We start from the raw sequence: 14,275 nt of genomic DNA on the forward strand, positions 1-14,275 counted from the left end.
ATATTGAGGAAACAATATTACGAAATTAGACAGGGTCGGACAACGAATTCGGCTAAAGAAGCTATTTTAGCGGGAAACTTTAACCACGTGTTTTTCCTATACAATTTAGCCAGTCATATCACCTATTTTCTTTTGCGAATTTTGGCCATCTTTCATCCAAAGATCAAGCTGTTCGTCAAAGGACGGAACACAACCTTTAAGACGCTCAGGGACTCAATCAAGGAAGAGGACAAGGTGATCTGGATGCATACAGCATCGCTGGGAGAATACGAGCAAGGCTTACCGATCCTGAAGGAGGTACGTAAAAAATATCCACAGCATAAGATCCTACTCACATTTTTCTCTCCGTCCGGATATGAGATCAAGAAAGATACAGCAGAAGCGGACATTACTGTTTACCTGCCCGGTGATACCCGGGGAAATGTAAAAGAGTTCCTACGGATTGCCCACCCTTCGGCAGTGATCTTCGTGAAATACGAGATATGGCCTAATTTCCTGGATGCCCTGGGTAAGAGTCAAACACCAACCCTGCTCGTTTCTGCCATCTTTAACAGGAAGCAAGTTTTTTTTAAGTGGTATGGAAAATTCATGAAAGAGTCACTGGAGAATTTCACCCACATATTTGTTCAAGATCAAAACTCCAGAAAGCTGCTCGGGCAGATCGGCATAGTCCCGGTGAGTGTTAGCGGAGATACGCGATTTGACAGGGTCAACGAAATCCTGGAAAGGGACAACAGGCTTAGTTTTATGGAAAAATTTAAAGACGGGCAGCTCTGCGTTGTAGCGGGAAGTACCTGGCCAGAAGATGAATCGATAATCACCGGCCATATTAACAGAAGCTCAGGCCATGAGAAATACGTCATCGCCCCACATAAAATGAATCCCAAAAGCTTAGAAAAACTTTCTGCCTCTATTGACAAAAAAACAATTCTGTACTCGGAATTGAATTCAAAAAACATTGGAGACCATCAGGTCCTTATCCTGGACACCATAGGCCTACTGACCAAGGTTTACAGTTACGCAGATATAGCTTATGTAGGCGGAGGCTTTGCCACCGGCCTTCACAACACCCTGGAACCTGCTGTTTTTGGAGTCCCTGTAATCATTGGACCTCAGTATGATTCATTTAAGGAAGCAAATGAATTGGTGGAATTGAAGGGGATTAATGTGGTCAGGGACCAGGAAGAGTTTTCGCAGACCCTGGAATCTTTACTTTCAAAACCTGAATACAGGAAGGAACAAGGTCTTATCAACGAACGATACATTCATTCTAACAAAGGAGCAACAACAATGATTATGGACTATTTCGTTGAGCTCGTTTAATGAGATTCCCTATTACTAATTCCTACGAGCCATCACATAACCCAACTGTAAAAAGCAGGAGCAATCGTATTTTTTTGTAGATTTATAGGAATGGCAAATTTAGAAACCCCTGAACTCCATGGTCATGGGCAGTGGAAATCCTGATCCGTTTACCAGGAAAATTTAGACAATTCTTTCGCCGTTCGGTTTAGGTACATGCAAGTTCCCTCATGTGGTTAGCAACGTTAACGACACAAAATTATTGCCAGCAACCCCGGTGGGTCGTAGATAAAATTAAACATTTGGTCGATTAAAATTACGCGTGGAATTAAATCTATGGTATTATGCGTAAATTAAATGAAATCTTAGGTGTTATGGAGGAGAATTTGGACATGGGAACTCGGGTCCTGAACGGTTTTTTGAGTATCATGGTCGTGATACTGGTATTTATACTACTTTCCGTGGTGGTCGGCCTGATTGCGGCTGCACTTGGCTTCTTCTAGCCCATACGTGAACAAGTAACAACCCAAGCGTCGCTCAGACCAACTTCACTCAGACCCCTTCAACAGGCAAGTATATCCTGAAGGTAGCTCCTTTGCCGGGTTCACTCTCCGCTGTTATTCCTCCATTGTGATTCTGAACAATTTTCTTAACAATTGCCAGCCCTATCCCGGTACCCTCAAACTGATTACGGCCGTGCAATCTTTGAAATACCTGGAAAATGCGTTCGCCGTACTTGCCTTCAAAACCGATCCCATTATCCGAAATCGTAATTTGACAGTACATTTTCTTAGGATCCAACAGTATCTCGGTGATGTTCTTACCGGCAACTTTCTCACTGGAAATATGAATCTCCGGGTCCACGTCTGGTTTCGAAAATTTGATGGAGTTCTCCAACAGGTTGATCAGCAATTGGTGAACCTGAAAAGGAATCATTTTAATCTCGCAGAGTTCCCCGGTGACAATACTGGCATTAGCCTCCTGGAGTTTATCAGAAAGGTCTTCTTTGACTTCTTCCAAAACATCAGCGATAGGCATCATCCGGAAGTCGCCCTGGCTGGTAGAAGTTTTGGAAAAGGCCAACAGATCCTCTATAAGGGTTCGCATCCGTGTAGCTGCAATTATAATCCTGGAAAAATCCTGTTCGTCCCTATCCGTGAACTTAGCACCAGATCGCTCTTTGATACGCGACGTGAACACTTGGATCTTCCTTAGTGGCTCCTGGAGATCATGGCTGGATATGTAAGCGAAAGACTGTAATTCTTCGTTGGTTTGCTCCAGCTCCCGGATGGAATCCCTTAATTGTAGATTAGTTTTATTCAGCAATTCGGTTCTTTCGTAGACCTGTTTCTCCAACTCTTTGGAAAACTCCTCCAGCTTTTTCCGGGAATGTACTTTATCGGTAACATCGTTTACAGTAACCATTATCCCAGAAACGGTTCCGTCCAGCTCCCGGAGTGGTGCGTAATCGTAATCCAGATAAAATTCCCTGGTACCATCGTTTCCTTCTATCCTCGCATGCGATTCTTTTACGGTGAGCGTTTCACCTTTTGCGATAATCTTATTGAGAAGCTCAGGATACTTCTGATCTACAAGCCCGGGAAATATATCCAGCAATTTCTTGCCAATTACCTCTTCCTTATCTTTACGCCAGATTATATCGATCATGATATCATTGGCCATCTCGATGACAAATTCCGGTCCTCGGAGTATGGTCATAGGGATAGGTGATTGGATTACCAGATTCCTGAATTGCTTGGCACTTTCCTTCAATTTATTACTCAGCAGGACCGATTCCGTGACCTCTGTAGCCACACACATTACCCCGGTGACCAGGTCATCCTCATCCTTGACGGGGTAAAAAATAAAATTGAAGTAACGAGTTTCCTTTTTGCCGCGTTTCTCTATGGCAATTGGAAAATTGGTCCCCCTGCTTGATTTGCCCGTCAACAGGACTTCATTAAGCATAGGCATCAAGGTTGCCTGTGTATCGGGCAGGATATCGAAAAATGGCACCCCCAGTACCTGCCGTTCTTCCTTTTTCACAATGGCTAAGGCGGTAGTGTTGGCAAGTTCGACCAGGAAGTCCTCCCCTTTAAAAATTGCAATCCCCACGGGTGCCTGTTTCACTAGGTTCCTGAATTTCCTTTCCTGCTCCACGATCCGGTCCAGAGCGAGTTCTAACTGAGCCTCCCTAGCCCTTTGTTCTTCGATATTTGTGCTAACGGTGCCGTAACCAAGAATTTCCCCGTTGTGCGGATCCTTCACAACGACCATGTTCCATTTTAACCAAAATGGTTTTTTACTTGCTTCGTCGAAAAATCGAATCTCAGTACTGAAAAATCCTTTATCAGGGAGATTTGCCAATAAGTGTTCGGCCTTGGTGCGATCTTTCTCGTATACGAAATCGATTAATTTCCGCTGGTTGATATTTTCCCAGCCCAACATATTGACAGCTGCTGCATTTGCGAACTGTAATTGCTGATCCGGATCGGCCAGAGCAATGAACTGGTTACTGGAGTCTATGAGGGAGATCAGCTTATGCCGCTCCTTATCAATATTATGTTGTGCCGTAATATCCTGAACAATACCATTAAATCGGTAAGGCTGCCCGTCTTCGTTAAACCACGCACGACCCAATGCTCTTAAGGTCCGAATATCACCTTCTTCGGCCTTGCGTATCCTGTAAACCACATCATAGTTTCCATCGGATGAATTAGCCAGGGTATCCTCCACAGCCTGTCGAACCTGCTCGCGATCTTCTTCAATAATTTTTTCAAATATATCTTCCAGGTCTTCATTAGGTCCCGGGGGCAATCCAAACCACTGCTGTGCTTTTTTATTGGTTGTAAAAGTTCCTTTCTGCGGATCCAAATCCCAGGCCCCCATGTGAGCAGCTTCAAGAGCGTTACTGAGTTGCTCCTCGCTTTGTTCTAGTTTTTTCAGGTACTGCACCTTTGAAGTGGTTTCAGCCAATGCCACAAAGACCCCTTCTACTAATCCGGAGACTCCAAAAGCAGGGCTATAACTGAAAGTCCAGTATGCGTCGTCAATTTTCCCATTACGGTAAATGGGTATAAGCTGGTCCTCACTCCATGTGGACTCTCCTTTATTATAAACTTTGTCAAGCAGGGGTTTGATAGTTGGCCAGATCTCGGGCCAGGCAACTACCGCAGGCTCCCCCAAAATGTAAGGATGCTTTCCTTCCTTTCCCAAACTAGGTCGATAAGCATCATTATAAAAGCAGATCCATTCGTCGCCCCAGAAGAGAAACATGGGAAACCTGGAATTGAGGAGGGTATTGAGAAGAACCCGGAGTGATGACGGCCATTGAGAAGGATTTCCAACAGAGGTCTCGGACCAATCCTTATTGCGTATGATGTCTCCCATTTCGCCCCCACCCTTTAGAAAGTGGGTCGACTGGTCTTTTTTGAGAAATTTCATAAGAAAGTATTCCTATTTGATGACAAAGTCAGCCTCTTGTGCTGTCTTTTCACCCTCTTCCATCACGGATTCAATACTGCGTTGTAACACCATTTTTAACTGATGAAAATAAGCAGGCTTCTGAATATAATAATTAGCCCCTCTTTTACGCAGGGTCTTCACCTTGTCCAAATCTAAAGACGTACTGTATATAATGATAGGAATACGCTTAAGATCCGGTTCATTCCGGATATCCCTAAGGCACTCTTCTCCATTCATCAGAGGCATATTCAGATCTAGAAAAATAATGTCCGGCAAGGGTTCATCTGATATCAAATAGGCCATAAGGTCTACCCCGTTATCAAACGTAGTTACCGTTGCGGTGATGGAAGTTTCTTCCAGCGCTTCGGTAAATAATAGACGATCATCATCGTCGTCGTCCGCCAGAACAATATGAAGAGGTTTGTTGTTCATGAAATAAAGATACTTATTCTAGTAAAAAATACAGGTCAAATTTAAGCTGAAAAGCTAACAATAAGATTCATGGACTTCACGGAGAACTAAATTGTATCCGAAAGAAGTTCCATGACCTGTCAGAATCCCAGCTAACACCAATCACCGGGAGAGCAGCGTAAATATTAAGCATATTATCCTGCTGGTTTATCCTTGAGGGATTGAATCAGAAAGCAATGTAGCTCAAGGAATACTTGGGTTTTGTTTCAAAAAAATTAATTACTGACTCGGAAAATTCGTGTCGTGCAGCCAAACCACTTTCTTTTCCCTGTATTCCTCATATTTTGCCAAATATTTCACCAATTTTGATAATTCTCTTAAATTTATTTTTGGAACTTTCATACCTTGCGGTGTAAGCAGAATGTTATGATGAAAATTTCGATTGATTACGATCTGAAATTTCTTCTGGATAAAGTTTTAGATCCCTTGTTCAAAAAATACGGGCTGGCATACGAATTTCATTCCCTGGCTGAGATAGGCATAAAAGGCAGCCCTTCTCCCCAGGTGATGATCGATCTCCAGGCGGATTTGTCTGCCCTGGGTATAACTATCATCAACGACCATAAACACGGACTGGTTCAAAAGATCAAAAAGGCCATAACCACTTACCTCGTTGATGGCGAAGCCGTTAAAGATGTAAAACTATCCACTTACCTGGCGGATACCTGTAATTATTCCTACGCTCACTTATCGAGCACTTTCTCAGAAGTAACGTATTCCTCGATCGAGAATTTCGTTATCCTGAAAAAGATAGAGGTCGCTAAAAAACACCTCAATACCGGAAATTATACTTTAACCGAGATCGCACACAAACTTGGCTATAGCAGTGTAGCCCATCTCTCTAACCAGTTTAAGAATACGACTGGACTATCCCCTACGTTATACAGGGAGATAATTCGTCAGAAGAAAGAGAGTGATCAATTAAGAAAGCGAGAATATACCCAAATTGACAATGAAAATTGACCTATTGACTGTTGCCCTGGCTGACGATGATGAAGACGACAGATTATTGTTCGAGGATGCAATAAACGAGCTGAAGATCAAGACGAAACTCCTGCTGTTCAAAAACGGGCTGGAGTTAATGAATTACCTGAAAAAACCGGACGTGGAATTACCCCAGGTACTATTCCTGGATCTGAATATGCCGGTAATGGACGGTATGCGCTGCCTGGATGAAATCCGCCGTGACTCCCGTTTAAAGAACCTCTCCGTCGCTATCTACTCTACCTCTTCCTCGGAAAAGGATATAGTAGAGACCTATGTGCGGGGCGCTAACATCTATCTCACCAAACCATCAGATTTTAAGAAGTTGCAAAATGCGATCCAGAAGATCCTGAGTATTAACTGGCAGTTCCATTCTTCCAACCTTGATAAGGATAATTTTATCCTGAGGATCTGAGTCCGCAGCTATTATTATATCGCTTAGGAGCGTCCAGCCCGGTGAAATAGATATGCCGAGAGAAAGAAGAGAAGTGAAAAGAAAGCGCTGACCACAAATACCCCGAACACTCCAGGTGACCAGGAGATAAGGGGTGGCGGCCAGACCATCAGGGCCACTACAGGGGTCAGCAGCTGCACTATTCCCATGGCTATCATGGTCCTGGACATCCCACGAGAATTTAAGCGCGTATAAAGGGATCCCAATAATCCTGTAACAAATACAGCACCGTATAAAAGATTTGCATCCTGCCCCTCGTCTCCTATAATACCTACGGCGGCATTTACCCAGAAAAGTAAGAAAAGGCCCAGGAGGCCAACTACAAATGCAGCCCTATAATAAGGTGTAGCAGATCTGGCGATAACTTCGTATAATAACCCAAGTATTGACAAGGCAGATCCCATCAGTATAAAATCTGTCAAATCCCATTGCACCTCTTTTGAATACATGCCAGCAACAGCAGGAATCATTAATAGCACGAAAATGATGGTAGCCCAGAGTACAATGCGATGAGTAATTAGTTTCATTCTTTATATGTTTCTGATACCAGAATAATGACTTCCATTGTGCTTACCACTTCCAATATCGGTAAGTCACTACACATCAGCCACTTGTTAAATTTATTAAATTTTAAGCTTCTTCAACTAATTCTTCACATTCCTATATACTAACAATCCAGGATATCACACAATGTTCGACAAGCAATTTCCACAAATATTGATGCTCAAAATTACCCCTATCAAGGGGTCCTCCGTGATGGGATTAAGAATTCATTTTCCGGGAACTTTATAACGCACTTTGGACATCAATTTATCGATATCTCCCTAATTCACTGAATATTACATCTGCTGGTACTATTTAAAAAATTGCCCCAATAAAGCAACAAATTGACGTAAATACGGTAATACTGTAAGTTCTTCCAGTAATTGTGTAATGCATTTACGTCTTGTTTACAGGACCTTTACATTATTGAATCAGGAGGTAGATCCAAGCCCAATTCCATCCGAGTAATCAGACCGAATTCAGTCCTTTTCTCCACCTGTTTCAGACGAAGATTCACAACAATTTAGTGTATCACAAAAAACCCATGTAAAATGAATAATGTAGCTATATCTAATCCAATGTCAAGTATCTTCAGTTTCTTCGAGGAGAACATGAATGGTACTCTTAACACCGAAGCCGGTGAATATAATTTAACTTTTAATAACGAATTAGGAAAAGGAAAACTTAAAGGTATTAAGCTTAACGGCCCAATATCTTTTATCGAGTTCGACGTAACCTTTAACCAGGATTTCGAGATCAGTACTGAGCCTAAAGATGCGCAATCCCTGTTCTTGGGATATTGCAGCCAGGGAAGTCTTCGTTTCGGATTTGAAGGCGCTAAAACCTCTGGAGTCGTTGAGACCTACCAGACAGCTATTTTGAATAGCGAAGAGGATAAAAGCCTGATGTTGAAATTCAACAAGCAGACAGAAACCAAGATCTCCCTGATCATGGTCGATAAAGTAGTTCCTCCAATGTACAGTTATCAAGGTGAAAGCCTGAGCAATAAACTGGTTCAGCTTTTCAAAGGTTCTGAAGAAGGAAAGGATTTCCTGTATATCGGCTCCTATAATATCCGTATTGCAGAGCAGATCGAAAGACTGAATAATATTGAAGCAGAAGGAGTTGTCAGAAAAGTAATGACTGAAGGAATACTTCATGTTATCCTGGCTATGGAGCTTCAGCAACACGCCAGCGATGAGCACCAGAGAGAACATCCAATGGGGTCGCTGACCACAAGGGAAATGAAATTGGTAAAGAAGATATCGGATTCTATCAAGAAAAGCCCAGAATACCCTTATTCAATTTCCAGCCTTTGCCAGGAAAATGCTTTATCTCCTGCAAAACTTCAGGAAGGATTTAAATTACTGCACGGTACAACCGTGGGTGATTACATCAAGAACCTGAGGGTAGAGAAAGCTGAAGAATTGATCAGAACCACTGATCTGAATATCTCTGAAGTAGTATACTCTGTGGGACTAAGCAGCCGCAGTTACTTTTCTAAAATTTTCAAGAAAAGATATAAGTGTAGCCCAAAAAATTATCAGAGCCACCAGGTACCGGTATTTGCTACCGCCTGATAGAAAAATAACATTCTGCACTCGCTCAAGGAAAGGCCTGACCAATGTAAATTGGTTAGGCTTTTTTAATGTTAGATACCTCGAATACATCCCACGCCTAAATCCCCCCTTCTTTTCCTGAGGCTCAGAACTTATCCCCGCCGCCCCTTTTGGTAGTAGCCCGGGAAGCCACTGCTATGATCAAATTCATGAATTTGATCATCCTTTAAGGGCGATTAGCTTCTTATTCACAATGATTCCGATAACTTGGTTCCGGCTGCGGTTCAATATACCGCCCCAATATTCGGGGGACCTCCTCGATAAAACAAACCAATACATAACCATAAACCGGATTTTTATGAAGCTTTCGCACCTTAAATTCCTTATGCTGACAAGCCTGATTCTTATTGCAGGGACTGTCAGTGCACAGTCCATCTCCGGTACTGTCTCCGATGCAACAGGACCCCTTCCCGGGGCAAACGTCATTGAGAAGGGTACTACAAACGGCACACAAACCGATTTTGATGGTAATTACCAGTTAAACCTCAATAACCCCGATGCGGTAATCATCTTCAGCTATATCGGGTACAAACAAAAAGAAGAAGCGGTTAACGGCCGATCAGTGATCAACATTACCCTGGAGGAGGATGCAAGCCAGCTTGATGAAGTGGTGGTTACCGGGTACGGCACCCAGTCTAAAAGGGATGTAACCGGTTCTGTTGCCATTGTGGATTCTGAAGATCTCCTCGCAGTTCCTGCCACGACCTTTGCCCAGCAACTGCAAGGAAGGGCGGCAGGTATTGGAATTGTGAACGACGCAACACCAGGGGGTGAGGCCACTGTAAGGATTCGTGGATTTGGTACCATAGGTAATAATAACCCACTTTATATTATTGATGGCGTGCCATCTGAATCTCAATCCAACCTTAACCCGAATGATATTGAATCGCTACAGGTTCTTAAAGATGCATCTGCTGCTTCGATCTATGGATCAAGGGCTGCGAATGGAGTTATTATCATCACCACCAAGAAAGGTAAAATGGGGAAACCCACGATCAGCTACAATACCTTTTACGGGCTACAATCCCCTGCAGAGGATATAGATGTACTTAATGCCGAAGAGCTGGGTACCTACTTATACCTGGCCGATCTATACGCCGGTAAAACGCCAAGTCACGGGCAATACACCTTTGGACCTAATGGAGAAGTTACCGTACCCGACTATGTATTCCCAAGTGGAGCCATGGAGGGGGACCCGGGAACCGACCCTAGTTTATATGCATTGGAACCTGGAAATATCTACGCCATCACCCGTGCTGCCGATACGTACTGGTGGGATGAAGTGACCAGGTCTGCTCCTATAGTAAGTCACCAGGTTTCAGCCTCGGGGGCTACAGAGAGCGCACGCTATGCCTTTAACCTCGGGTACTTCTCTCAGGATGCCATCACGAAGTTCGTCAGCTATGACCGAGTTTCATTACGGGCGAATACTGAATTCCAGGCCTTGGAGAATCGCCTGACTGTCGGAGAGAATTTTACGGTTTCTTTTGATAACCGAAAAGGAGGCTTTGGTAATAACCAGGAACAAAATGCTGTATCCGGTTCTTACAAGCACCATCCACTACTACCGGTCTATGACATCGCCGGAAATTTTGCAGGTAGCCGGGGGGCGAACCTGGGAAATAATTTTAACCCTTTTGCAGTACTGTCCAGGGCACAGGATAACCGTCGTTACAGACTACGTACTTTTGGAAATGTATTTGCTTCATACGATATAATTCCCGAGCTCCAGGTAAAAACGAGCTTTGGTATTGATGCCAATATACAGCGTGAAAGGCAACTTGGGAGACCTCAGCCCGAATATGTTGAAGGTAACTTCATCAACAGCTCTACCGCCAGGGAGGCTTACGAATACCAGTGGGTTTGGAACAGTGTATTGAGCTATAGTAAGACGTTTAAAGAGCTCCATAAATTCGATGCCTATGTCGGGGTTGAAGCTATTCAGCAATTTGGTGAGGTTTTCGGGGCAAGCCGGCAGCGGTTCGCTTTTGAAACCACCGATATCCTGAGCTACCTGGACCTGGGAGACGCCACAACAGCCTCTAACTACGGTAGCGTGTTTAAGGATTATACGTTGTTTTCAGAATTCGGTAAACTAAACTACAGCTACGACAACAGGTACCTTGCTCAATTTATTCTAAGGAACGACGCTTCTTCACGTTTTCTTTCGGCCTCTCAGAACGCTATCTTCCCAGCTTTTAGTTTAGGATGGAGGATCTCTGATGAGTCCTTTTTCCAAGAAGCCCTTCCTTTTATAGACAATGCCATGTTACGATATGGCTGGGGTAAAACAGGAAACCAAGCCATCGGTGATTATAATGCTTACACCACCTATCGCTCCAATATTTTTAATGCAGGATACCCTATAGACGGGTCCGCAGGCTCACCGACAATTGGATTTGATGTTCAGAGTTTCGGAAACCCGGACGCACAATGGGAAACCACCACTTCTAACAATATCGGTCTAGATTTAGCCATGTTTGACAATAAGGTAAACTTTGCATTAGACCTGTGGAACAGGGTGACCACAGATATGTTATTCAGGGTACCGATTACCTTCTCTGCGGGTGACGCAGCTGCCCCTTCATTCAACGTCGGGCAAATGACCAACAAGGGAATCGACCTAAACCTTACATTCTCTGATTCTAAAGGAGATTTCGGGTATAGCATCAACGGAAACCTTTCGGCTTATAAGAATACAGTTGATAGATTGGATGAAAGTGCAGATACAAGATTCTTCGGGTATTCTTCCCGGGTTCCGGCACTAACGGTTTCACAAGCCGGTTCACCAATTTCATCATTCTACGGATTTAAGACTGTTGGAATCTTTCAGTCACAGGCCGAGGCTGATGCCTGGCCTACCTATGGGTCTTACAATGCACCGGGGAAATTCAAAGTTGCGGATATCAACGGAGATGGTGTAATCGACGATGCTGACAGAACTATTATCGGAAGCCCTCACCCGGATTTCACTTATGGAATCAGTCTTGACCTCAACTATAAGAACCTGAGTTTAAATATCTTCGGTAATGGATCTGAAGGCAATGACATTTACAATTATGTACGTTATTTCGCCGATTTCAACACCTTCCAGGGTAACCGATCCAGCAGGGCACTTTACGACGCGTGGCAGCCGAGTAATCCTTCTGCTCCTCAGAGCGAATGGGTAGCCGCCAATCCTAACGCCTCAGCGCCAATCATGGATGCCAATGACCAGGTAAGTAGCCGCCCATCCTCATACTTTATTGAAGACGGGAGTTACTTCAGGATCAAGAATGTACAGTTGACTTACAATTTCACCGAGGAAATTTTATCTAAATTAGGGCTTGCAACCGCACAGTTGTATGTACAGGGTCAGAACCTGCACACCTTTACAAAATACAGCGGACTCAACCCGGAAATCCAGGCTGGTACAGAGAGTGACCCCACACTTGGTTTCGACGGAGGATATATGCCCGTAGCGAGGACAATCACCCTGGGCTTTAATGTATCCTTCAAATAATTAAAAAAAACGCATCAGATACTTGATATTATGAAAAGAATCAAAACAATAATTTCGGTTTTTGCCTCCCTCGGATTCCTAGCCCTGGGATGTAACGATGAGTTCCTGACAAGGGAACCACAGGGCCAGTTCAGTACCAACAGTCTTAACAGCGAGGATGGGATTGAGGGAATACTTATAGGAGCCTATAAAATGTTGAACGGCCTGGGATTAGACGGACAGGCTCCCTGGAACAATGATGTACAGAATTGGGTCTTCGGGGGAATACCTTCTGACGATGCCCTGAAAGGCACGGATGCCGGGGATCAACCGGAACAATCGTTTATAGAAGCGTACGACTTCCAGTCCTTTAACGGGCATATTACCAACAAATGGAGAGGGCTTTATAAAGGAATCGCGCGAACTAACGATGTCATTACCTCATTGGAAAATGCCGAGTCTATCAGTGAGGACAGGAAGATACAGATCAATGCCGAGGCGCGTTTCTTAAGAGGTTTCTTTCATTTTGAGGCCAGGAAGATGTGGAGAATGCCTCCTTATATCGGGGACGATGTCTACGATATAAATGATGTGGAAAGCACTAAAGTTCCCAATGATCGTGAGATCTGGCCACTGATCGAAGCAGATTTCGCTGCTGCGGCAGATGTTTTACCGGATAGCCAAACAGACCTGGGAAGACCAAGCAGGTGGGCAGCTTTGGCTTTCCTTGCAAAAGCAAAAATGTACCAGGGATGGACTTCAGATGGGGCTGCCAATATCAGCAAGCTGCAAGAAGCTAAGGTTATCCTGGATGAGATTGTCAATTCAGGCCAATTCATGCTTGTCGATGATTTTGAAGAGAATTTCCTGGTTGCAACCAGGAACAATGCAGAATCCATCTTTGAAATCCAGTACGCCATAAGCAGCTCCAACGACCAGGCATCTAACCAGGGTATAGGCCTTGCACATCCTTATACCGATCCTTGGGGATGCTGCGGTTTCTACCAGGTATCACAAAACTTAGTTAATGCTTATAAAACGGAGAATGGTCTGCCACAGTTAGATAATTTTGACAATAATGATGTGACCTGGGAAACAGAGTACACCGGAACCTTGGACCCGAGACTTGACCATACTGTAGGAAGACCCGGAATTCTATATAAGGGATTCAAAATATACCAAACTGATTTTGTCCGGGATCTATCGTACGCAGGACCGTATTTCTCTAAAAAACACGTAGCTGAACCCGAAGCATTTGGAGTCGGAGGCTGGGGGAACCTCTCGGCCAACAATTACAGGATTATGCGTTACGACATGATTTTGCTTTGGCTTGCGGAAGCAGAAGTTGAACTCGGAAACCTGGAGCGTGCCAGGGAATTGGTCAACATGATCAGGAGTCGCGCCGCTAACCCTGTAGGCTTTGTCCCCAAAGCCACGCAAGGAGCTGACAGGAACGATTATACCATAGTTGAGGGAGAAGCAGCTGCCAATTATGACATCGCTACTTATGATACTCCATGGACAGACCAGGATATGGCAAGAAAAGCAGTTCGTTTTGAAAGCCGACTGGAGTTCGCTATGGAAGGACACCGCTTTTTTGACCTGCAGCGATGGGGAGTGGCCGCAGAAGTATTGAATGCTTACCTCGACAGTGAAGCGGAGCATCGCACCTACCTGGAAGGCAAAAGCTTTACACCAAATAAGAACGAATATTACCCAATACCAATTGAAGCTATTGACCGTTCTTACCTGAATGGAGAACCAACTTTAACTCAGGATCCGGCCTATTAATAAATAGGTAGACGATAAACTTTGAAATAATAAAGGGGGGCAAATAGTCCCAAAATTACAGATAAAGCCATAGGGAGTTAAAATCTCCTTCATGGCTTTATTTTTTATAGGGTGTTATCTTATATTTGAGGAGCAAACCAGCACCTCAATTACAGCAACCAACCC

At 44.0% G+C, this 14,275-nt stretch carries 10 protein-coding genes; 7 read left to right on the top strand and 3 right to left on the bottom strand.

Annotated features, from left to right (window positions below):
• Nucleotides 1-87 precede the first annotated feature (87 nt).
• Nucleotides 88-1,323 (top strand): 3-deoxy-D-manno-octulosonic acid transferase, encoded by a 1,236-nt coding sequence (locus PP178_RS01595; protein ID WP_272592554.1) that lies wholly within the window; start codon nt 88-90, stop codon nt 1,321-1,323.
• Between the two features lie 323 nt (nt 1,324-1,646).
• Nucleotides 1,647-1,805, top strand: coding sequence for a hypothetical protein (locus tag PP178_RS01600; protein WP_272592555.1), 159 nt, complete (start codon nt 1,647-1,649; stop codon nt 1,803-1,805).
• Nucleotides 1,806-1,854: 49 nt separating this feature from the next.
• Here the strand turns inward: PP178_RS01600 and PP178_RS01605 are convergent, their stop codons facing one another.
• Both PP178_RS01605 and PP178_RS01610 read right to left on the bottom strand, forming a co-directional pair.
• Entirely contained in the window at nt 1,855-4,746 is a 2,892-nt protein-coding gene (locus PP178_RS01605) for a PAS domain-containing sensor histidine kinase (protein ID WP_272592556.1), read from the bottom strand.
• Nucleotides 4,747-4,758: 12 nt separating this feature from the next.
• Entirely contained in the window at nt 4,759-5,199 is a 441-nt protein-coding gene (locus tag PP178_RS01610) for a response regulator (protein WP_272592557.1), read from the bottom strand.
• A 405-nt stretch (nt 5,200-5,604) separates the two neighbouring features.
• Here PP178_RS01610 and PP178_RS01615 point away from each other — a divergent pair, with 405 nt between their 5' ends.
• Together PP178_RS01615 and PP178_RS01620 are read left to right on the top strand one after the other, a co-directional pair.
• Nucleotides 5,605-6,201, top strand: coding sequence for a helix-turn-helix domain-containing protein (locus PP178_RS01615; protein ID WP_272592558.1), 597 nt, complete (start codon nt 5,605-5,607; stop codon nt 6,199-6,201).
• Nucleotides 6,191-6,637 (top strand): response regulator, encoded by a 447-nt coding sequence (locus PP178_RS01620; protein WP_272592559.1) that lies wholly within the window; start codon nt 6,191-6,193, stop codon nt 6,635-6,637. The genes PP178_RS01615 and PP178_RS01620 overlap by 11 nt, the downstream gene beginning before the upstream one ends.
• A gap of 23 nt (nt 6,638-6,660) precedes the next feature.
• Here PP178_RS01620 and PP178_RS01625 read toward each other — a convergent pair whose 3' ends face one another.
• Nucleotides 6,661-7,203 carry a hypothetical protein gene (locus PP178_RS01625; RefSeq protein WP_272592560.1) on the bottom strand — a complete coding sequence of 181 codons (543 nt, stop codon included), beginning with the start codon at nt 7,201-7,203 and terminating at the stop codon, nt 6,661-6,663.
• A gap of 594 nt (nt 7,204-7,797) precedes the next feature.
• Here PP178_RS01625 and PP178_RS01630 point away from each other — a divergent pair.
• The 3 genes from PP178_RS01630 (at nt 7,798) to PP178_RS01640 (ending at nt 14,110) form a co-directional block, all read left to right on the top strand.
• Nucleotides 7,798-8,799 (top strand): AraC family transcriptional regulator, encoded by a 1,002-nt coding sequence (locus PP178_RS01630; protein ID WP_272592561.1) that lies wholly within the window; start codon nt 7,798-7,800, stop codon nt 8,797-8,799.
• Nucleotides 8,800-9,136: 337 nt separating this feature from the next.
• Nucleotides 9,137-12,340: a SusC/RagA family TonB-linked outer membrane protein gene (locus tag PP178_RS01635; RefSeq protein WP_272592562.1), complete on the top strand. Its 3,204-nt coding sequence runs from the start codon at nt 9,137-9,139 to the stop codon at nt 12,338-12,340.
• 30 nt (nt 12,341-12,370) lie between these two features.
• Nucleotides 12,371-14,110: a RagB/SusD family nutrient uptake outer membrane protein gene (locus tag PP178_RS01640; RefSeq protein ID WP_272592563.1), complete on the top strand. Its 1,740-nt coding sequence runs from the start codon at nt 12,371-12,373 to the stop codon at nt 14,108-14,110.
• The last annotated feature ends 165 nt before the right edge of the window (nt 14,111-14,275 follow it).

The sequence above is a fragment of the Zeaxanthinibacter sp. PT1 genome (genome assembly GCF_028464225.1).
Classification (GTDB): Bacteria; Bacteroidota; Bacteroidia; order Flavobacteriales; family Flavobacteriaceae; genus Zeaxanthinibacter.